The following is a 19,097-nucleotide window of genomic DNA, read 5'->3' as shown; positions in this document are numbered from 1 at the left end:
TCGCGTAAGGAGGGGAACAGATGGCTGACAAACCAGCTCGTTCTAAACAAATTGAAACTGAAATGACCCTTGAGCAAGTGAAAGAACAACTCACTGAGCTCGGAAAAAAACGTGGCGTTCTTACATATGAAGAGATTGCAGAACGCATGAATGGATTTGAAATTGAATCCGATCAAATGGATGAATACTATGAATATTTAGGTGAACAAGGCATTGACTTAGTTGGTGATAATGACAACGAAGAAGGCCCTAATAATCGCCAAATTTCAAAAACAGAAGAAGAGTTTGACCTCAATGATTTAAGTGTACCACCAGGGGTTAAAATCAACGATCCTGTTCGTATGTATTTAAAAGAAATTGGTCGTGTAGACTTACTATCTGCAGAAGAAGAAATTCGACTTGCAACGCGTATTGAAGAAGGCGATGAAGAAGCGAAACGTCGTCTTGCAGAAGCAAACTTACGTCTTGTAGTAAGTATTGCAAAGCGCTATGTAGGCCGTGGTATGCTTTTCTTAGACTTAATTCAAGAAGGTAATATGGGTCTAATTAAAGCTGTTGAAAAGTTCGATTATCGTAAAGGTTTCAAATTTAGTACGTATGCAACTTGGTGGATTCGCCAAGCTATTACACGTGCCATTGCAGACCAAGCGCGAACAATTCGTATTCCAGTTCATATGGTTGAAACGATTAACAAGTTAATTCGTGTACAACGCCAATTATTACAAGATTTAGGTCGTGAACCGTCTCCTGAAGAGATTGGTGAAGAAATGGATCTTGCTCCAGAAAAAGTACGTGAAATCTTAAAAATTGCACAGGAGCCAGTTTCTCTTGAAACACCAATTGGTGAAGAAGATGACTCCCATTTAGGTGACTTTATTGAAGACCAAGAAGCAACATCGCCTGCGGACCATGCAGCCTATGAATTGCTAAAAGAACAATTAGAAGATGTGTTAGATACGCTAACAGATCGTGAAGAAAATGTTCTACGTCTTCGTTTCGGTTTAGATGATGGACGAACTCGTACGCTTGAAGAAGTTGGGAAAGTATTCGGCGTAACGAGAGAGCGTATCCGTCAAATTGAAGCAAAAGCACTTCGCAAATTAAGACATCCAAGCCGTAGTAAGCGTCTTAAGGATTTCTTAGAATAGGTTATTTTTTAAGTTTACTTCACCATTGTGAAGTAAACTTTTTTATTTTGTTAATTTTTGTTAAAATTTAGCTATCGGCAACGATTACAATTTCTTGTAATTTATTTTACAGAATTGTCTTTTGATTTGCAAATGCTCATTTTTCGATTTTTCGATTAATTTTGTTTATTCTATACAAAAATATATGTAGAAAAGCGAAAAATATGATGAGAAACGTTAATAATTATCGAAATAATAAGCGATATGACAATAAAAAACAATAAACTGAATTTATGGAATATTTTTAACAAGTGGTAGTTTACTCTTTTCTGATAGAGCGTTTTCAAGTACAATGGAAATGACTGAATCATCTAACTATTTAGGGATATAGAAGGGGGAGAAGAGATATGAAACGTAATCCGCTGATTCCGTTCGCTCTTATTGCAGCATTGGGTATTATCGTTATGTTTGTATTTTCATTTCAGGGGCTAAATAAATCTAAAGAGTTAGCTGATGCAAAAAATGGCGGGAAGCCAGCACAAACGGCATCAAAACCAGAAGATATTGTGAAGCAAAGTTGTACGAGCTGCCATGGTGATCAGTTACAAGGGGCAGTTGGACCTAACTTGCAAAAAATTGGTGGGAAACTTTCAAAGGATGAAATTAAAGAAATTCTTTCGAAAGGAAAAGGCAATATGCCTGCCAATATAGTTCCAGCTGATCAAGCCGCTAAAGTAGCTGATTGGTTATCGAAGAAAAAATAAAGTTCCGTATGACAAGCCTTTTGCTTATGCAAAGGGCTTGTTTTTCTATATTTTCTAAAATACGATGAATGATAGAGCAGTGAATTGTTGTTATGGGCTTGCAACAACTACTATAAATTCATTATCATGGAGACAGACTGACAAGAGAAGGAGTAATGGAAATACATGAATGAAGTAAAGCTTTCAAAACGATTAGAAGAAGTTGTACGTGAAATACCAGTAGGATCTACAGTCGCTGATATTGGATCGGATCATGCGTATTTACCGTGTTATACAATTATAAATAATATTGCTACAAAAGCAGTTGCAGGAGAGGTCGTAGATGGACCATTTCGCTCTGCGCAAGCAACTGTAGCTGAAAGTGGTTTACAAGATAAAGTAGATGTGCGTAAAGGGAATGGATTAGCTGTTATCGCACCAGGAGAAGTAGATGTAATTACGGTTGCCGGAATGGGCGGAGCGTTAATTCGTGACATTTTAGAAAGTGGTAAAGAAAAATTAGAAGGTGTAACACGTTTAATTTTACAGCCTAATATTGCAGCGCATCATATTCGTGAATGGTTTATTGAGAATGGTTGGGAGCTTATCCATGAAAAAATCGTAAAAGAAGATGGGAAAATTTACGAAATTTTAGTAGGGGAGCGAGGAAATGTTGCAGCGCCTTACTCTGAAAATAAACAAGCTGAATTGTTTATGGGACCATTTTTAATAACAGAAAAAAGTGAAGCCTTCGTTGAAAAATGGGAAGGAGAATTAAAAAACTTCCAAAATATTTTAAAACAGTTAGAACGTGCAGCTGATTCTGAAGAAACAAAAGCGAAGCGTGGGGAAGTAGAAGCGAAAATGAAAATGATAGGGGAGGTTTTATCATGAGTAAAATTCCAAATGGCCATGAAATTATTTCTTTATTTGAAAGTATGTATCCGAAGCATTTGGCGATGGAAGGAGATAAGATTGGCCTGCAGATTGGAGCGCTTAATAAACCCGTGCGGCACGTATTGATTGCGTTAGATGTAACGGAAGAAGTTGTGGATGAAGCAATTCAATTAGGGGCAAATGTCATTATTGCTCATCATCCTTTAATTTTTAACCCGTTAAAAGCGATTCATACAGATAAGGCGTATGGGAAAATTATTGAAAAGTGTATTAAAAATGATATTGCAATCTATGCAGCGCATACAAATGTGGATGTTGCTAAGGGCGGGGTAAATGATTTACTTGCTGAGGCGTTAGGATTGCAAAATACAGAAGTTTTGGCACCGACATATGCAGAAGAAATGAAAAAAGTTGTTGTGTTTGTGCCAGTCACTCATGCAGAAGAAGTAAGGAATGCATTAGGAGACGCAGGTGCTGGTCATATCGGCAATTATAGCCACTGTACGTTTAGTAGCGAGGGTACAGGCGCATTTGTACCTCAAGAGGGGACAAATCCTTATATCGGGGAAACTGGACAGTTAGAACGTGTAGAAGAAGTGCGAATCGAAACGATTATTCCAGCTTCATTACAGCGGAAAGTGATTAAAGCAATGGTAACGGCGCACCCTTATGAAGAAGTAGCATACGATGTGTATCCGCTTGATAATAAAGGTGAAACGTTAGGCCTAGGAAAAATAGGATACTTACAAGAAGAAATGACGCTTGGTCAATTTGCAGAACATGTGAAACAATCATTAGACGTGAAGGGCGCAAGAGTTGTCGGTAAGTTAGACGATAAAGTGCGTAAAGTAGCTGTACTTGGTGGAGATGGTAATAAATATATAAACCAAGCGAAATTTAAAGGAGCAGATGTATATGTAACTGGTGACATGTACTATCATGTTGCTCATGATGCGATGATGCTCGGTTTAAATATAGTTGACCCAGGACATAATGTTGAAAAAGTAATGAAACAAGGTGTACAAAAGCAATTACAAGAAAAAGTGGATGCAAAGAAACTCAATGTACACATTCATGCTTCGCAGTTACATACAGATCCATTTATATTTGTATAAGAAAAATAAAAACCGTTGCTCATGCAAGCAACGGTTTTTATTATTGTTCTTTTTTCACTTTCACGCGAGGTAATATTTTTTGTAACGGTACTTTTCGAACTCTTTCCCATGTAGCGGGATTCATTGGGTTATATTGCTCTAAGAAAGCGATAACTTCTTTCGTAATTGGCGTTGGAGTAGAAGCACCTGCTGTAACAGCTACGTTTTCTACACCTTGTAGCCACTCTAATTGAATTTCGCTTACATCAGCAACTCGATATGCTTTTGTACCCGCGATTTCTTGTGATACTTGTGCTAAGCGATTTGAATTGTTACTTTTCGGATCACCAACAACAATTGTTAAGTCTGCAACATCAGCTTGTTTAGCGACAGCTTCTTGGCGAACTTGAGTTGCTAAACAAATTTCTTTATGGAATTCTGCTGTTGGGAATTTTTTTTGAATGTCCTCCATTAAATGTTGAACATCCCATTGACTCATCGTTGTTTGATTTGTTACTAAAATTTTATCTGTTGGGATTTCTAATGTTTTTAAATCATCGGCTCTTTCGATAAGGTGAACGATGTCAGGTGCAATACCAACTGCGCCTTCTGGCTCTGGATGATTTTTTTTACCGATATAAATGACATGATACCCTTCCGCTTTCTTAGCTTCGATAAGGTCATGCGTCTTGGTAACATCTGGGCAAGTAGCATCGATTGTTGTTAAACCTTTTTCTTTTGCGCGTTGTTTAACTTCTGGAGAAACACCGTGTGCAGTGAAAATAACAGTACCAGAATCAATTTTATCTAAAATTTCTAAGCGACTTGGACCGTCTAATGTGATGATTCCATCTTCTTCAAAAGCGTCTGTAACATGTTTATTGTGAACAATCATACCTAAAATATAAATGGGTCTCGGCAATGATTTATCTAATGCGGCGTTACGTGCAATTACCATTGCATCGACAACACCGTAGCAATAACCACGAGGGGAAATTTTAACAATTTTCATATGAGTAATCCTCTCCTTCTAAACAAGGGATACTTTTGTGCATAGTCTTTTACATTATAAAGGAGGAGTGGATAGAAAACAAAGGATTGTTACACATATAGTTTTGGTTTTGTTGCTGTTTGTTGAACTGGTTCTTTCGGTAACTCTTTTTCTATTACAGGTTCAATCACTATTTTCTTTCGTTTTCGTTTCTTTTTTTGAGGTGCAGGAGGCGGACTTTCTACCTCAACTGGCTCTGTTACATTTTCCGTTTGATTTTCTTCCGTGCTTTTTCCAGAGGTGAGGATTTTAACAATGCTTGGTAGACTACGCATAATAGGACCATACTGTTCGACGACAGGACCTACAGATTGAACGATTTGGGATACTTTTTCGATGTTATTTATCATATTAGTTGGATTCGAAATTAAGTTCGAAAAAAAACTGCCGATGCCACTGCTTGCTGTTGCCGCAGTTGTAGTTGAGCCGCCGCGCGTTTCATTTGATTCATACATTTGAGGCGGTATCATTTGCTCAGGATGTTGCTGCGGATATTGTTGCTGGTATTGCTGCGGATATTGCTGATGATATTGCGGCGGTGGTGGTTGCTGATGCATCATTGGTTGCCCTTCCATTTGTCGGTAAGGTGGAACCATTTGCATAAATGGCTCGGTTGGATCGTGTTTTTTAAAAAGCTTAGCAAGAAAACCTTTCTTTTTTTGTGCCATTGGTGGTAGTTGTGGAATTGGATATGGTGTATAAGGTTGCTGCCCTGGATTCGGATACATTTGCCTTGTAGGGGATTTCGGAAACATGTGAGAAATCCTCCTTTCTTCAGTTAGGTATATACACATACAATATGCAATAAAAGGGAAGAAGGTTAGTTTTTGAAGTGAAAACCTAAACTAAAGATGGATTTTACTTGTAGATTTCGATATAATGTAGACTTGACTGATTTGTGCGCGCAGTAGAAATTTTAGAAAGAAGGTGTAACTTATGACACAACAAACTTTTACACAGTATGATTTTAAACCATTTTTAATAGATGCAGTTCGTGAACTACGCTTTACAGAGCCGACAGGAATTCAGCAGAAAATTTTCCCAGTCGTGAAAAAAGGTGTAAGTGTAATTGGACAATCCCAAACAGGTTCTGGGAAAACACATGCATACTTACTTCCTACATTAAACAGAATTAATGCAAGTCGTGAAGAAGTACAACTTGTTATTACAGCGCCTACTCGTGAGTTAGCACAACAAATTTACGAAGAAATCGTGAAATTAACAAAGTTTTGTGCGGAAGACCAAATGATTACAGCACGTTGTTTAATTGGTGGAACTGATAAACAACGTTCAATTGAGAAATTGAAAAAACAACCTCATATCGTAGTTGGGACACCAGGACGTATTAAAGACTTAGTTGAAGAACAAGCGTTATTTGTTCATAAAGCAAATACGATTATTGTCGATGAAGCAGACTTAATGCTTGATATGGGATTCATTCATGATGTAGACAAAATTGCAGCACGCATGCCTAAAAACTTGCAAATGTTAGTTTTCTCTGCAACAATTCCTCAAAAACTAAAACCGTTTCTGAAGAAATATATGGAGAATCCAGAGCATATTCATATCAATCCAAAACAAGTTGCAGCTGGAAACATTGAACACTATTTAGTGCCTTCTAAACATCGTAATAAAATTGATTTAGTGCATAAAATGCTACTTCAATTTAAACCGTATTTAGCAGTTGTTTTCACGAATACGAAAAAGATGGCAGACCAAGTTGCTGATGGATTAATGGAACGTGGCTTAAAAGTTGGACGAATTCACGGGGATTTATCACCACGTGATCGTAAAAAAATGATGAAACAAATTCGTGACCTTGAATTCCAATATATTGTTGCGACTGATTTAGCAGCACGTGGTATTGATATTGAAGGGATTAGCCATGTTATTAACTATGAGCTACCATCAGATTTAGATTTCTTCGTTCACCGCGTTGGAAGAACAGCACGTGCAGGGCATTCTGGTATTGCAGTGACGATTTATGATCCAGCAAACGAAGAAGCGTTAGATAGCTTAGAAAAACAACGTCATATCGAGTTTAAACATGTAGATTTACGTGGAGATGAGTGGGCAGATTTAGGTGAGCGTCGTCGTCGTAAGAGCCGTAAAAAACCAAATGACGAACTTGATGTTATGGCAACGAAAGTTATTAAAAAACCGAAAAAAGTAAAACCAAACTATAAACGTAAACTTGCAACAGAACGTGACAAAGTGAAGAGAAAATATAGCAATAAAAAAAGATAAGGGGTTTCCCTTATCTTTTTTTAATCCCGCTAATTTAAATGAAGAGTATAGTCTGTCTAAATAGTCATATGAATTTGTGTAGTGCGTCTTTTGTGAACAAACAATTCACTACATATTTCTACAAATTATGCTATCATTATATCTATTGTATATTGAAGAGGTGATTGTATGTTAAAGATTGGATCTCATGTTTCCATGAGTGGTAAGAAAATGTTATTAGCAGCAAGTGAAGAGGCTGTTTCATACGGTGCAACAACGTTTATGATTTATACAGGTGCACCGCAAAATACACGAAGAAAACCAATTGAAGAATTGAACATAGAAGCAGGAAGAAAACATATGGAGCTGAACGGAATTGAGGAAATTATCGTCCATGCGCCGTATATTATTAATGTTGGGAATACGACGAAGCCAGAAACATTCCAATTAGGCGTAGACTTTCTTCGCATGGAAATTGAAAGAACATCGGCATTAGGTGTAGCGAAACAAATTGTTCTTCACCCAGGAGCGCACGTTGGTGCTGGAGCAGATGCTGGTATTCAACAAATTATTAAAGGGCTTAATGAAGTATTAACGCCAGAACAGACGGTTAACATTGCGTTAGAGACGATGGCAGGAAAAGGAACAGAATGCGGTCGTAGCTTTGAAGAAATTGCAAAAATTATTGATGGTGTAAAATATAATGAAAAGCTATCTGTATGCTTTGATACGTGTCATACGCACGATGCAGGATATGATATTGTAAATGACTTTGACGGCGTATTAAACGAATTTGATAAGATCGTTGGTATAGATCGTTTACAAGTACTTCATATTAATGATAGTAAAAATGTACGCGGAGCAGGAAAAGACCGTCATGAAAACATTGGATTTGGTCACATTGGGTATAAAGCATTGCATCACATTGTACATCATCCACAGTTAATGCATGTACCAAAAATTCTTGAAACACCGTATGTAGGGGAAGATAAAAAAGATAAGAAGCCACCATATAAATTGGAAATCGAAATGCTGAAAAACGGCACTTTTGATGAAGGGCTTCTTGAAAAAATTAAAGCGCAATAAGGAGGGGAAATCCCCTCCTTATTTTAGTAGTTGCTGAAATAATGTATTTACTTGTTGGGCAGTGGCAGGGGAAGTTACTTTTGCGATCTGTTTTAAGAGCTCTAGTCGCTCGTTGTTATCGTAAATATTAATATTTTTACCCTTCATAAGTAAAACGATTTGGTCAGCTTGTGCGGCTGTAATAGGAACTTCGTATTCTTTGCTATATTTTAATAACTCTTTTGTAGAAATATGATTTAATTTTTTATTAACAATTTGTTTAATGAGGTTCATCTTATTATCCTCCTTCACGCGTTCTTCTATCGAAATATATGAGCATGTAGCTTGTACATATTCGTATGGAGTTTCTTTTTTCATGAGGAAAAGAAGCGTATGTTATAATATAAGGACGAAACTACAGAAAAAGAGTACAGGGAGGGCTTATGGAGCAAAAGCAACATCGAAAAGAAAGTGTTATTCATCTCATTTATCGTTTAGTTATGATTATTTTTGGAGCAGCATGCGCGGCGGTGGCGATTGAACTATTTTTAATGCCAAATAAAATTATTGATGGTGGAATTATTGGTATTTCTCTTATATTAGATTATCTTACTCCTAACATTTGGTGGTTAAGTTTTTCTACTTTAGTCGTTGTTCTCAATATCCCATTTATGTATTCCGGTTATAAGCAAATTGGAAAAACATTTATGTTATCTTCGACATTTGGTATTGTAGCGTTAGCTTTCATTGAGTCAACGTTACATGCGGTGCCACCATTTACAACAGAACCTATTTTAGCGACAGTGTTTGGTGGGCTTATTTTAGGTCTTGGTGTAGGACTTGTAATTCGTCATGGTGGGTCGTTAGATGGAACTGAAATTATGGGGATTTTATTAACGAAGAAACTACCGTTCTCTGTTGGTGAATTCGTAATGTTTGTGAACTTATTTATTTTTGCATGGGCAGCATTTGTGTTTGGTGTGGAACAAGCGATGTATTCTGTTATGACGTACTATATCGCATTTAAAACAATCGATACAGTAATTCAAGGGCTAGATGAAACGAAGGCGGTTTTAATTGTATCTGATCAATATGAGGAAGTATCAAACGCGATTTTGCATCGTCTTGGCCGTGGAACGACAAAGCTTGTAGCAAAAGGTGGTTACACGGATAAAGAAAAAGAAGTTATTTATGCAGTTGTAACGCGTCTAGAAGTGACGAAATTAAAGTCAATTGTGCATGAAATTGATGAAAATGCGTTTGTTACGATTATGAGCACGCAAGAGACAAATGGTGGTAAGTTTAAATCGGCTATTCACTAAAAGTTTATAGGAATATTTTTTGAAAGCAGAGAATTTTTCTCTGCTTTTTGTTATAATAGTAAGGTTTCTTGAAAAAATAGATATATTTTAGGCAGATTGGTTTACAACTATAATAAGCTGTACTATAATTCAAATAGATATAAATCGGAATCATTCTGAATTAAAATAGGTGAGATGCTATGAATAATATATTAGAAATTGAAGGTTTAACATTCCGATATGAAGATCGGAATGTGTTAGAAAATATTAATTTGCAAGTTCCGAAGGGAGCTTTTTTAGGTTTAGTGGGACCGAATGGTTCAGGTAAATCAACTTTACTTAAGTGTTTATTAGGCGTTTTAAAGCCAAAAGAAGGAAGTATACGCGTGTTTGGCGTTGATAGTAAGAGGTTTAAGGAATGGAACAAAGTTGGTTATGTATCCCAAAAGGCAAATAGTTTCAATTCTGGTTTTCCAGCAACTGTTTCTGAAGTTGTCTCAATGGGACTTGTTTCGAAAAAAGGGCTTTTTCGCTTTTTTACAAAAGAGGATAAAAAAAAGGTAGAAAAAGCAATTGCTGATGTAGGGATGAGTGAGTTTCAAGGTCGTAACATTGGAGAGCTTTCTGGTGGACAGCAACAGCGTGTATTTATTGCTCGTGCGCTCGTTAGTGATCCTGAATTGCTTATTTTGGACGAGCCTACTGTTGGAATCGATGTGAAAAATGTGGAAAGTTTTTACGAAATATTAGAGGATTTAAACAAAAGGCTCGGGATCACATTAATTCTTGTTACTCATGATATGGGAGCTGTTACTGAAAAAGTAACACATGTTGCATGCCTGAACCAACATCTACATTTCCATGGAAATGTAGAGAAGTTCCGAGAGTTAGAAGATGCAGAAATGTCCGTCTTATATGGACATCATGTTCATCGTTTAGAACACGAACATGAGCATCACGGGAGGATATAATGATACAAGATTTTTTACAATATGACTTTTTACGTAATTCTTTATACGCAGGTATTTTAATTGGACTTGTTGCACCGCTAATTGGTGTGTTTGTTGTTATTCGTCGTTTATCTCTTATTGCGGATGCATTAAGTCACGTGACGTTATCGGGTATTGCAGCAAGTTTATTACTTGAAAAAACCATTTTTACAGGTGGATTTTTAAACCCCTTATATATGGGGATGATTTTCTCGATTGGTGGAGCGCTACTAATCGAAAAGTTACGAACTGTATATAAGCACTATCAAGAATTAGCAATTCCAATTATCCTTTCGGCAGGGATGGGGGTTGGAGTTATTTTCATTTCACTTGCAAATGGATTTAACACAGACTTATTTAGTTATTTATTTGGTAGTGTCAGTGCTGTAACAAGTACAGATTTAATTATTATTGGGATTGTAGCAATTGTTGTTGTTGCGACAATTATTTTATTATATAAAGAGCTGTTTCTATTATCATTTGATGAGGAATACGCAGTATCAACTGGTTTAAGAGCGAAATGGATTCACTTTATTTTCATTATATTAGTTGCTCTTGTCATTGCAGTATCAATGCGTGTAGTGGGGGTTCTTCTCGTATCATCATTAATGACATTACCAGTTGCAGCAAGTATTCGTATTGCTAAAGGATTTAAACAAACAATTTTCTTTTCCATTTTATTTGGTGAAATTGCAGTAATTGGTGGAATGTTTGCTTCGTATCAACTTGATCTAGCGCCAGGTGGTACAATTGTTATGATAGCAGTTCTTATTTTAATCGGTGCGATTTTATGGAAGAAGAAAAAAACTGCATAAAGTAGGGATAGGTATGAATCTAACAGAAGCTTTACGCCTAATGAAAGAAAAAGGATATAAACATACTGGAAAAAGAGAAGAGATGCTCAGATTATTTGCAGCACATAATCGTTATTTAACTGCGAAAGACGTTTTAGAACATATGAAAGACGATTATCCAGGGCTTAGTTTTGATACGATTTATCGTAACTTAACAGTTTTTGCTGAGATTGGTGTTTTAGAACAAACGGAATTAAATGGCGAAAAACATTTTCGTTTTACTTGTTCTATTATGGAACATCATCATCATTTTATTTGTTTGGATTGTGGGGGGACGAAAGAGATTACTTCCTGCCCAATGGATTTTATGAATAAAGATTTTACTGGTTATGAAGTAACGGGTCATAAGTTTGAAATATATGGTCGTTGTCCAAAATGTGCAAAGTAAAAGCTCGTCGGTTATGTAACTGACGAGCTTTTTTACGTAGAAAAGAAGGTTGCTCACAAATATTGTGGCAACCTTCTTTTTATTGTTCTTGTGTCTCTTTTTCTTTTTCTCGTTCAGCAGCCATTTCAGCAGCAATTACGTCGATTTCTTTTTTCAGTTCTTCTACCATTGTTTCTTCTGGTACTTTACGAACGACTTGCCCTTTACGGAATAATAATCCCTCTCCACGTGCACCGGCAATACCGATATCAGCTTCACGAGCTTCACCAGGGCCATTTACAGCGCAACCAAGTACTGCAACTTTAATTGGTACTTGAAGTGTAGAGATGTATTCTTCCACTTCGTTAGCAATGCTAATCAAATCGATTTCAATACGACCACAAGTTGGACAAGAGATAAGTGTTGCTGCATTAGACGCAAGACCGAATGATTTTAATAATTCGCGAGCAACTTTTACTTCTTCAACTGGATCAGCACTTAATGAAATACGTAGTGTATTTCCGATGCCTTTATTTAAGATTGCTCCAAGACCAGCAGCACTTTTTACAGTTCCGGCAAACAATGTTCCAGATTCTGTAATACCTAAATGTAATGGATAATCAAAAGCACGAGCAGCTTTCTCGTATGCTTCGATTGCTAAGTTAACATCAGAGGCTTTCATAGATACGATAATATCGTGGAAATCTAAGTCCTCTAAAATTTTAATATGATGTAGCGCGCTCTCAACCATACCATCTGCAGTTGGGTACCCGTACTTTTCTAAAATGTGTCGCTCTAATGAACCAGCGTTTACACCGATACGGATTGGAATACCGCGCTCTTTTGCTGCATTTACAACAGCTTCTACTTTATGGCGACGACCAATATTACCTGGATTGATACGTACTTTATCGATGCCACCTTCAATTGCTTTTAAAGCAAGGCGATAATCAAAATGAATATCAGCAACAAGTGGAATGTTGATTTGTTTTTTTATATCAGCAATAGCATCTGCTGCGCGTTCATCTGGAACGGCAACGCGGACGACTTGACAGCCGGCTTCTTCTAAACGCTTGATTTCAGCAACTGTTGCTTCAACATCATGTGTTTTTGTTGTTGTCATACTTTGTATAATTAATTCATTATTACCGCCGATTGTTAAATTACCGACTTTAACTGGACGTGTTTTTGTACGATGAGTCATTTCATTCACGAATAGATCGCTCTCCTTATAAAAGAAGTTTCTTATTTAGTCCCTCATATCAATGATAGTATACGTGATATAGGGCTATAGAAACCGAAGTACTCGGTTTCACTTTTACTATTGTATCAGCGCCTTTATGTAATTGACAAGGATTAAGTGATAGCTTATTGATATAACGGGAATTTATAAGACTTTCCAATTTGTATTTTTGTAGCAGATGTACTTTTGTTTAATTGTTTAAAGTCGTCAATGACTTTTTCTATGGAAGGAATTTTTTTCTTGTTAATTTGTTCTGTAATAGAAAGAACTGTCTCACCAGTTTTTACTTCAATTGTTTTATAAGATACATCCGTTTCTTTTTCTGTTTTGTTCGCTTTATTTTGTTGACTGTCTGTGTTTTCTTTTTTAATTGTTTGAGCAGCAGTTGTTTTTTTATATGAACTTAACATCGGTAAAGTACCGATTTTTATATCGTAATAAAATATATAACCGAGAACAAGCACGAATAGGAATATACCTAATCTCTTCATATTCTTCACTCCTTTGCTAGGAATATATGCTTGTCCAAAAAAAAAATGCCTATTTAGGCATTTTTTATTTTTCTTTCGGTTTGGGTACCTCTTTAATCGTTAAGTATAGAACGATTAAAACAACAGCGATATAAATGAACGTTGCTCCAGGTACGACGATTTTGAATAAATCCATAATCATGAAGAAAATGGTTGGGATCGTGTAGCTGTATGCAGTTAGTGTCCAAACTTGTTTATAGGATAGTTTACGTTGACCGCTCATAGCAGAACCGATGAACGCAAGTAAAGTCACGCCTACAAAAGTTATGAATAATTGGAATAGGTACACTAAGAATCCAATAACAAATAATAAAATTGGATAAATATTATCGAATAAAGAAATAAATTCTTGTAGATCTTTTTTCTCAAGAGATGCACCTAACAAATCGTTATAAGAATACGTTTGTGTTTGACCATTTCCCATAGAGACTACTTTATCTTTTAAAACAAATAAACCTGTTTTATTTTGATATTTTTCTAGGTCTGTTGAATTTGGATCAAATACGAAAAGTGTATTTCCTTCTTCTTTTTCAATAGGTTGATCAATATCGGCTTTTAGTTCGCCATTTTCGATTTTAAAATCAGGTAAATCTTTATCGATGACTTGATTTACCATGCCAACACCATCCTGGATAAAACTACCGTACAAAAAAGTTCTTGGAATAGTAGTAATTAAGCAAAGTAGCATAATATACAAAATGGTTTTACCGATTTTTTGAAAACGGAATAGCGCCATATCTTTAGGCGAGTATATGCTTTTTACGAATTGGGTAAATATGGACATAGATTCACTTCCTTTATGTATGTATAAAATCATTGTAACGTAGGAATCTAGAGAATCTCAAGATATATTATATTTACATATAGTGGAGATAACTAAATTTCTTTTATTAACTTTCTTCTTTTAAATAAGAAAAATACAATTGACACTTTTCTTTTCTATATGGTAAATTTATCTTACATTTCTTAAAGAGCATATCCGATAGGAATTCCTCTATTTGATATGTTGTTACATACATAATTGTGGACCCTTAGCTCAGCTGGTTAGAGCAGACGGCTCATAACCGTCCGGTCGTAGGTTCGAGTCCTACAGGGTCCATATCCATTTCGCATGTTTATTATGTTAGCAGGAAGCTTCCTTGTAGAAGGAAGCTTTTTTTACGGAATATATGAGCATTTTAATTGAAAAGAAGTGGGAATTTTGCTACTTTAATGATAGCAAGACAATGTGATTTATTTGTTTGCACCCTATGGCAATTAGGGTAGAATGAAGTTGTATGTCACTTAAGTGGCAATACATAAACTGGGAGGAATATAACAATGGCAAAACACGAATTACCAAATTTACCTTATGCGTATGATGCTTTAGAGCCTCACTTTGACAAAGAAACAATGAACATCCATCATACAAAACATCACAACACGTACATTACAAACTTAAACGCTGCTTTAGAAGGTCATGCAGAATTAGCTGACAAAAGCGTAGAAGAATTAGTTGCAAACTTAAACGAAGTACCAGAAGCAATCCGTACAGCAGTACGTAACAATGGTGGCGGACATGCTAACCATACATTCTTCTGGACAATCCTATCTCCAAACGGCGGAGGACAACCTGTAGGTGAACTTGCAACTGCAATTGAAGCAAAATTCGGTAGCTTCGATGCATTCAAAGAAGAATTCGCAAAAGCTGGCGCAACTCGCTTCGGTTCTGGTTGGGCTTGGTTAGTAGTAAACAATGGTGAGTTAGAAGTAACAAGCACTCCAAACCAAGATTCTCCTTTAACTGAAGGTAAAACTCCAGTTATCGGTTTAGATGTTTGGGAGCATGCTTACTACTTAAACTACCAAAACCGTCGTCCAGACTACATCGGCGCATTCTGGAACGTTGTAGATTGGAACGCTGCTGAAAAACGTTACCAAGAAGCAAAATAATCGTAATAAATATAGAAAAAGCTAGGGGAGAGCTCCTAGCTTTTTTCTATGCTTTCCTTTTACATAATTGGGCTTGTCTTTGGAAGACTAGAACATGAAGTAAAGGAGAGTTGTGTATGAAATGGAAACATATAATTGGTGACGTTGAAGTGAATCGGGATTTAGTGTTATTGCTCCTTATAGGAGGTTTATACACGCTCGCAATTTCTTTATCGAATACGTTTGTAAATATTTATTTATGGAAACAAACACAAAATTATGTGAATCTTGGCTTGTATAATTTAGCCAGCGTGGTATTACAGCCTCTCACATTTCTTGTAGGGGGAAAATTAGCGAAACGTATCGATCGCTCGATTTTATTACGAATAGGAGTAGGGACGCTCGCAATTTTTTTTATTGTTGTCTTAGTAGCAGGGAAAAGTGCTTCTCAGTATATTTTATTAATGGGGGCTCTTTTAGGAGTAGGATACGGTTTTTACTGGTTGGCTTTTAACTTATTGACATTTGAAATTACAGAACCAGAAACAAGAGATTTCTTTAATGGGTTTCTTGGACTTCTTACATCCTTCTCTGGAATGATTGGACCAATAGCAGCAGGATACACAATTTCACGTATGGAGAAATGGAGTGGCTATACTGTTATATTCTTTCTTTCATTAGTTCTATTTGCAATTGCTGTCGTCTTAAGCTTCTTTTTATCTAAAAGAGAATGTGAAGGGCGTTATGAAATCGTGCAAGTATTGAAAGAACGACGGATTGATAAAAATTGGGGAAAGATTACACGAGCTCATTTTTTCCAAGGATTGAGAGAAGGAACGTTTATTTTTGTCATTTCAGTATATGTTTATTTAGCAACTAATAGTGAGTTTGCATTAGGGAAATACAGTTTAGTGAACTCTGCTGTATCCTTTGTATGTTATTACTTAGTTGCTCGTATGTTAAAGAAGGAGTGGCGAAAAAAAGCAATTTTACTTGGAGGCATTATTTTATATGCTGTCGTCTTTTTAGTTATTTTCAATGTTACATACACGAAATTACTTATTTATGCGGCATGTATTGCAATTGCATATCCTATTTTACTTGTTCCGTACGGATCAATGACATATGACGTAATTGGTAGAGCGAAAAATGCGAGAGAATGGCGTGTGGAATATGTCGTTGTTCGGGAGCTATGGTTAAACGCCGGAAGAATCTGTTCCATTTTAAGTTTTTTATGTGCTGTACTATTCTTTCCACCTGAAAAAAGTTTACCTTACTTATTATGTATTTTAGGTGCTGGACATTTTCTTATTTATTTTGCAGTTAAAAATGTCAAATATGATGAGGGAAATGCGAGTAAAGCAAGTGTTGTAACGCAAGGGAACGCGCAAAACCAAACTGAACCAGAAGGTTAACTTCTCGTTTGTTTTATGCTAGAATAGAAAAAGATGTAAGACAGCAGTGAGGACACCTGTATGAAGGTGTCCCTTTCACATTACATAGCTGTTGGTAGAGGGGGTTTGTATGAGCAAGAAGCAGAAGCAAAATAAGAAAAAGACCCACGTTCCTTTTCGGTTAAACGTGCTGTTTTTCTGCGTGTTTTTAATGTTCTCCGCTGTTATTGTAAGGCTCGGATATGTACAAATTGTTCGCGGTGAAGAATATAAGAATGAAGTGGAGAAGAAAGAAAACTCAACGATAAGTAATCCTGTACCGCGTGGGAAAATATTTGACCGTTATGGGCGACCTGTAGTAGATAATGCAGCCGTTCGTACTATTACATTTACAAAAATGAAAGGATCAACTGCAGAAGATCGCTTAGAAACAGCGAAAAAGCTAGCAGATTTGATTGAAGTACCGACAGATAAATTAACAGATCGCGATAAAAAAGATTATTGGCTTGCTATGCATAAAGAGGAAGCTAAAGAAAAAATTACGAATAAAGATCGTCAAGAGTTTAAAGATAAAAAAATTGATGATAAAGAATTAGACGAGCGTCAGCGAAGTCGTGTAACAGAAGAAGAGATTAATCAATTATCCGCAAAAGATCTAGAAATACTAGCGATTAAAAGTAAGATGGACGGCGGATATGCAATGACACCTCAAGTTATTAAAAAGGATGCTACAGAAAAGGAATATTCGATTATTAGTGAAAACCTAGCAGCATTACCAGGTGTAGATACGAATGTTGATTGGGAGCGAAAATATACGTACGATGATTTATTCCGAAGTGTACTAGGTGGGGTGTCGACATCTGATGAAGGCTTACCGAGAGAAAGACTAGATTACTATCTTGTTCGTGATTATAATCGAAATGACCGAGTAGGAAAAAGTTATCTTGAACAACAGTATGAAGATAGTCTGCACGGTACGAAAGCAGAAGTTAGAAATGTTACAGATAAAAACGGTAATATTTTAGAAACGATTAATGTATCAAAAGGACAAAGTGGTAATGATCTGAATTTAACAATTGATATGGAATTACAAAAGCGTGTGGAAGATATTCTTGCGAAGAATTTAATGAGATTTAAAGGAAGCGAACCTCTTTTAGATCGCGCATTCGTTGTAATGATGAACCCAAAAAATGGTGAAGTTTTATCTATGGCGGGGAAACAATTAGTTAACGAAGATGGTCAAACGAAAGTAAATGACTTTGCATTAGGTACCATGACAAGTTCTTATCCGATGGGATCAACTGTAAAAGGTGCAACAGTACTTACTGGATATCAAACTGGTGCGATTCAACCAGGATCGGTGCAATTGGATGAACCAATTAAATTAAAAGGTACACCTACGAAGTCGTCTTGGAAAACGATGGGATACATTAATGACCTTACAGCTTTAAAAATGTCTTCTAACGTTTATATGTTTAAAACAGCGATGAATATCGCCGGTGTTAAATATGTGAGAGGTGGTACGTTAGATATACCTCAAAAAGCATTTGATACGATGCGTTATTATTTTGGACAGTTTGGACTTGGTGTAAAAACAGGAATTGATTTACCGAATGAATCTGCTGGTCAGATGGGTAGAAGTAGTCAACCAGGTTTCTTACTAGATTTATCAATTGGACAGTATGATACGTATACACCGCTTCAATTAGCGCAATATATTTCGACGATTGCCAATGGCGGATATCGCATGCAACCACAAGTTGTAAAAGAAATTCGTCAACCGGCAGTGAAACCAGATGAAGTTGGGAAAGTTGTTCAATCTATGGAACCGAAAGTATTAAATCGTATTGATATGCCGGAATCGCAAATTAAACATGTTCAAGAAGGATTTAGACAAGTGTATAATGATTCAGGTGGTACAGCTACAAAATACTTTACAGGTGCAAAATATAAAGCGGCAGGGAAGACGGGTACGGCGCAAACTGTGTATGGTGGAGATAAAGAGATTGGTAGAAATGCAAAAGGTGAACGTGTGGAAACATATAACTTAACATTAGTAGGTTATGCGCCACTTGAAGATCCAGAAGTAGCATTCTCTGTTGTCGTTCCATGGGTACATGATGATAAGACTGGTATTAATGGATATATTGGTCGTGAAATTATGGACGCTTACTTTGATTTGAAAAACAAGGAAGTAAATGGTGAAGCTCCAAAAGATGATAAAGACAATAAAAATAAAGAGCAAGATGATGAATAAAAAAGTTGTAAAAAAGCACACTATCTGAAAAGATAGTGTGCTTTTTTT

Annotated in this window: 19 protein-coding genes and 1 tRNA gene; 14 read left to right on the top strand and 6 right to left on the bottom strand. The window is 36.3% G+C overall.

Annotated elements, in window-relative coordinates:
- Positions 1-20 precede the first annotated feature (20 nt).
- From rpoD to C3Y97_RS21695, 4 genes are all read left to right on the top strand, one after another.
- Positions 21-1,148 (top strand): RNA polymerase sigma factor RpoD, encoded by a 1,128-nt coding sequence (rpoD, locus tag C3Y97_RS21710; RefSeq protein ID WP_000764065.1) that lies wholly within the window; start codon positions 21-23, stop codon positions 1,146-1,148.
- A gap of 386 nt (positions 1,149-1,534) precedes the next feature.
- On the top strand, positions 1,535-1,891 hold the full coding sequence (gene cccA / locus C3Y97_RS21705) for a cytochrome c550 (RefSeq protein WP_000828141.1): 357 nt from the start codon (positions 1,535-1,537) through the stop codon (positions 1,889-1,891).
- 165 nt (positions 1,892-2,056) lie between these two features.
- Positions 2,057-2,764, top strand: a complete 708-nt coding sequence (locus C3Y97_RS21700) for a tRNA (adenine(22)-N(1))-methyltransferase (RefSeq protein ID WP_001006542.1) — start codon at positions 2,057-2,059, stop codon at positions 2,762-2,764.
- Positions 2,761-3,882, top strand: a complete 1,122-nt coding sequence (locus C3Y97_RS21695) for a Nif3-like dinuclear metal center hexameric protein (RefSeq protein ID WP_000036242.1) — start codon at positions 2,761-2,763, stop codon at positions 3,880-3,882. The genes C3Y97_RS21700 and C3Y97_RS21695 overlap by 4 nt, the downstream gene beginning before the upstream one ends.
- A 40-nt stretch (positions 3,883-3,922) precedes the next feature.
- On the opposite strand, the gene C3Y97_RS21690 is transcribed toward C3Y97_RS21695, so the two are convergent.
- Both C3Y97_RS21690 and vrrA read right to left on the bottom strand, forming a co-directional pair.
- Positions 3,923-4,873 (bottom strand): 4-hydroxy-3-methylbut-2-enyl diphosphate reductase, encoded by a 951-nt coding sequence (locus C3Y97_RS21690; protein WP_000706662.1) that lies wholly within the window; start codon positions 4,871-4,873, stop codon positions 3,923-3,925.
- Between the two features lie 89 nt (positions 4,874-4,962).
- Positions 4,963-5,667 (bottom strand): VrrA/YqfQ family protein, encoded by a 705-nt coding sequence (gene vrrA / locus C3Y97_RS21685; protein WP_136363635.1) that lies wholly within the window; start codon positions 5,665-5,667, stop codon positions 4,963-4,965.
- Positions 5,668-5,848: 181 nt separating this feature from the next.
- Here vrrA and C3Y97_RS21680 point away from each other — a divergent pair, with 181 nt between their 5' ends.
- Positions 5,849-7,159, top strand: coding sequence for a DEAD/DEAH box helicase (locus tag C3Y97_RS21680; RefSeq protein ID WP_000194017.1), 1,311 nt, complete (start codon positions 5,849-5,851; stop codon positions 7,157-7,159).
- A gap of 168 nt (positions 7,160-7,327) precedes the next feature.
- Positions 7,328-8,224: a deoxyribonuclease IV gene (locus C3Y97_RS21675; protein ID WP_000912460.1), complete on the top strand. Its 897-nt coding sequence runs from the start codon at positions 7,328-7,330 to the stop codon at positions 8,222-8,224.
- 18 nt (positions 8,225-8,242) lie between these two features.
- On the opposite strand, the gene C3Y97_RS21670 is transcribed toward C3Y97_RS21675, so the two are convergent.
- The gene (locus C3Y97_RS21670) at positions 8,243-8,497 is read right to left on the bottom strand and encodes a DUF2624 domain-containing protein (RefSeq protein WP_001048954.1); all 255 of its coding nucleotides are present in this window, start codon (positions 8,495-8,497) and stop codon (positions 8,243-8,245) included.
- Positions 8,498-8,646: 149 nt separating this feature from the next.
- Between C3Y97_RS21670 and C3Y97_RS21665 the strand changes: the two genes are divergently transcribed.
- The 4 genes from C3Y97_RS21665 (at position 8,647) to C3Y97_RS21650 (ending at position 11,735) form a co-directional block, all read left to right on the top strand.
- A complete protein-coding gene (locus C3Y97_RS21665) occupies positions 8,647-9,525 on the top strand; it encodes a YitT family protein (protein ID WP_000435963.1) in 879 nt (292 codons plus the stop codon).
- A 179-nt stretch (positions 9,526-9,704) separates the two neighbouring features.
- A complete protein-coding gene (locus tag C3Y97_RS21660; RefSeq protein ID WP_001059663.1) occupies positions 9,705-10,475 on the top strand; it encodes a metal ABC transporter ATP-binding protein in 771 nt (256 codons plus the stop codon).
- Positions 10,475-11,308, top strand: coding sequence for a metal ABC transporter permease (locus C3Y97_RS21655; RefSeq protein WP_000613815.1), 834 nt, complete (start codon positions 10,475-10,477; stop codon positions 11,306-11,308). Before C3Y97_RS21660 ends, C3Y97_RS21655 begins: the two co-directional genes overlap by 1 nt.
- Before the next feature lie 13 nt (positions 11,309-11,321).
- On the top strand, positions 11,322-11,735 hold the full coding sequence (locus C3Y97_RS21650; RefSeq protein ID WP_001054516.1) for a Fur family transcriptional regulator: 414 nt from the start codon (positions 11,322-11,324) through the stop codon (positions 11,733-11,735).
- 79 nt (positions 11,736-11,814) lie between these two features.
- Here C3Y97_RS21650 and ispG read toward each other — a convergent pair whose 3' ends face one another.
- The 3 genes from ispG to yqgB all read right to left on the bottom strand — a co-directional run bounded on the left by ispG (position 11,815) and on the right by yqgB (position 14,271).
- Positions 11,815-12,918: a flavodoxin-dependent (E)-4-hydroxy-3-methylbut-2-enyl-diphosphate synthase gene (gene ispG / locus C3Y97_RS21645; protein ID WP_153577907.1), complete on the bottom strand. Its 1,104-nt coding sequence runs from the start codon at positions 12,916-12,918 to the stop codon at positions 11,815-11,817.
- 164 nt (positions 12,919-13,082) lie between these two features.
- Positions 13,083-13,448 (bottom strand): protein YqfZ, encoded by a 366-nt coding sequence (gene yqfZ / locus C3Y97_RS21640; protein WP_000825414.1) that lies wholly within the window; start codon positions 13,446-13,448, stop codon positions 13,083-13,085.
- A 64-nt stretch (positions 13,449-13,512) separates the two neighbouring features.
- Positions 13,513-14,271 (bottom strand): protein YqgB, encoded by a 759-nt coding sequence (yqgB, locus tag C3Y97_RS21635; protein WP_000021898.1) that lies wholly within the window; start codon positions 14,269-14,271, stop codon positions 13,513-13,515.
- A gap of 241 nt (positions 14,272-14,512) precedes the next feature.
- On the opposite strand from yqgB, the gene C3Y97_RS21630 reads away from it, so the two are divergent.
- The 4 genes from C3Y97_RS21630 (at position 14,513) to C3Y97_RS21615 (ending at position 19,049) form a co-directional block, all read left to right on the top strand.
- Positions 14,513-14,586: transfer RNA gene (locus C3Y97_RS21630), tRNA-Ile, on the top strand.
- Positions 14,587-14,807: 221 nt separating this feature from the next.
- The gene (gene sodA / locus C3Y97_RS21625) at positions 14,808-15,419 is read left to right on the top strand and encodes a superoxide dismutase [Mn] (protein WP_001052031.1); all 612 of its coding nucleotides are present in this window, start codon (positions 14,808-14,810) and stop codon (positions 15,417-15,419) included.
- Positions 15,420-15,535: 116 nt separating this feature from the next.
- On the top strand, positions 15,536-16,813 hold the full coding sequence (locus C3Y97_RS21620; RefSeq protein ID WP_000871384.1) for an MFS transporter: 1,278 nt from the start codon (positions 15,536-15,538) through the stop codon (positions 16,811-16,813).
- A gap of 109 nt (positions 16,814-16,922) precedes the next feature.
- Positions 16,923-19,049 carry a peptidoglycan D,D-transpeptidase FtsI family protein gene (locus C3Y97_RS21615; protein WP_000038992.1) on the top strand — a complete coding sequence of 709 codons (2,127 nt, stop codon included), beginning with the start codon at positions 16,923-16,925 and terminating at the stop codon, positions 19,047-19,049.
- Positions 19,050-19,097: the final 48 nt, after the last annotated feature.

This window comes from Bacillus sp. DU-106, from assembly GCF_004799705.1.
In the GTDB taxonomy this organism is placed as follows: Bacteria; Bacillota; Bacilli; order Bacillales; family Bacillaceae_G; genus Bacillus_A; species Bacillus_A cereus.
This window is presented reverse-complemented; position numbering and strand designations above follow the sequence as displayed.

Excerpts from the sequence above, each read along its gene's own strand:
- C3Y97_RS21650 (WP_001054516.1), top strand. The coding sequence starts at position 11,322 with ATGAATCTAACAGAAGCTTTACGCCTAATGAAAGAAAAAGGATATAAA.
- C3Y97_RS21660 (WP_001059663.1), top strand. The coding sequence starts at position 9,705 with ATGAATAATATATTAGAAATTGAAGGTTTAACATTCCGATATGAAGAT.
- C3Y97_RS21700 (WP_001006542.1), top strand. The coding sequence starts at position 2,057 with ATGAATGAAGTAAAGCTTTCAAAACGATTAGAAGAAGTTGTACGTGAA.
- C3Y97_RS21690 (WP_000706662.1), bottom strand. The coding sequence starts at position 4,873 with ATGAAAATTGTTAAAATTTCCCCTCGTGGTTATTGCTACGGTGTTGTC.
- yqgB (WP_000021898.1), bottom strand. The coding sequence starts at position 14,271 with ATGTCCATATTTACCCAATTCGTAAAAAGCATATACTCGCCTAAAGAT.
- C3Y97_RS21680 (WP_000194017.1), top strand. The coding sequence starts at position 5,849 with ATGACACAACAAACTTTTACACAGTATGATTTTAAACCATTTTTAATA.
- vrrA (WP_136363635.1), bottom strand. The coding sequence starts at position 5,667 with ATGTTTCCGAAATCCCCTACAAGGCAAATGTATCCGAATCCAGGGCAG.
- ispG (WP_153577907.1), bottom strand. The coding sequence starts at position 12,918 with ATGACTCATCGTACAAAAACACGTCCAGTTAAAGTCGGTAATTTAACA.
- C3Y97_RS21665 (WP_000435963.1), top strand. The coding sequence starts at position 8,647 with ATGGAGCAAAAGCAACATCGAAAAGAAAGTGTTATTCATCTCATTTAT.
- C3Y97_RS21670 (WP_001048954.1), bottom strand. The coding sequence starts at position 8,497 with ATGAACCTCATTAAACAAATTGTTAATAAAAAATTAAATCATATTTCT.
- cccA (WP_000828141.1), top strand. The coding sequence starts at position 1,535 with ATGAAACGTAATCCGCTGATTCCGTTCGCTCTTATTGCAGCATTGGGT.
- rpoD (WP_000764065.1), top strand. The coding sequence starts at position 21 with ATGGCTGACAAACCAGCTCGTTCTAAACAAATTGAAACTGAAATGACC.
- C3Y97_RS21655 (WP_000613815.1), top strand. The coding sequence starts at position 10,475 with ATGATACAAGATTTTTTACAATATGACTTTTTACGTAATTCTTTATAC.
- sodA (WP_001052031.1), top strand. The coding sequence starts at position 14,808 with ATGGCAAAACACGAATTACCAAATTTACCTTATGCGTATGATGCTTTA.
- C3Y97_RS21695 (WP_000036242.1), top strand. The coding sequence starts at position 2,761 with ATGAGTAAAATTCCAAATGGCCATGAAATTATTTCTTTATTTGAAAGT.
- C3Y97_RS21675 (WP_000912460.1), top strand. The coding sequence starts at position 7,328 with ATGTTAAAGATTGGATCTCATGTTTCCATGAGTGGTAAGAAAATGTTA.
- C3Y97_RS21615 (WP_000038992.1), top strand. The coding sequence starts at position 16,923 with ATGAGCAAGAAGCAGAAGCAAAATAAGAAAAAGACCCACGTTCCTTTT.
- C3Y97_RS21620 (WP_000871384.1), top strand. The coding sequence starts at position 15,536 with ATGAAATGGAAACATATAATTGGTGACGTTGAAGTGAATCGGGATTTA.
- yqfZ (WP_000825414.1), bottom strand. The coding sequence starts at position 13,448 with ATGAAGAGATTAGGTATATTCCTATTCGTGCTTGTTCTCGGTTATATA.